Raw genomic sequence first — 388 nt, forward strand, 5'->3', positions numbered from 1 at the left:
GGATGGTTCCTGCTGTTCTTCCTCGTCGGATTCTTCGTCGTCGCCTGCATGTTCGCCGTCGCCGGCGCGCTCGCCTCACGCAGCGAGGACGTGCAGTCGACGTCGCAGCCCGTCGTCATGCTCGTCGTCCTCGTGCTCGTCGTCGGCATGTCGCTCAGCGGCACGGCCCAGGTCTCGCCTCGTACGTTCCGGTCGTCTCGACCGTGACGATGCCGGCACGCATCATGGACGGCAGCGCCGCATGGTGGGAGCCGATCCTCGCCATCGGCATCGCGATCGTCGCGGCGTACGTCATCACCCGTCTCGCGACGCGGCTGTATGAGCGCAGCATCATGCGCACCGGTGGGCGCCTGTCCTACCGCGAGGCGTTCAAGCTCGGGGCCTGACG

Annotated in this window: 2 protein-coding genes; both read left to right on the top strand. The window is 67.8% G+C overall.

Annotation, left to right across the window (positions count from 1 at the left end; genetic code table 11):
* A partial coding sequence (locus KVP70_RS33405) for a hypothetical protein (protein ID WP_217946733.1) occupies window positions 1-207 on the top strand: 207 nt, incomplete at its 5' end.
* Window positions 208-224: 17 nt separating this feature from the next.
* Window positions 225-386 (top strand): hypothetical protein, encoded by a 162-nt coding sequence (locus KVP70_RS33410; protein WP_217946734.1) that lies wholly within the window; start codon window positions 225-227, stop codon window positions 384-386.
* The last annotated feature ends 2 nt before the right edge of the window (window positions 387-388 follow it).

This window comes from Duganella violaceipulchra, assembly GCF_019166075.1.
Lineage (GTDB): Bacteria > Pseudomonadota > Gammaproteobacteria > Burkholderiales > Burkholderiaceae_D > Rugamonas > Rugamonas violaceipulchra.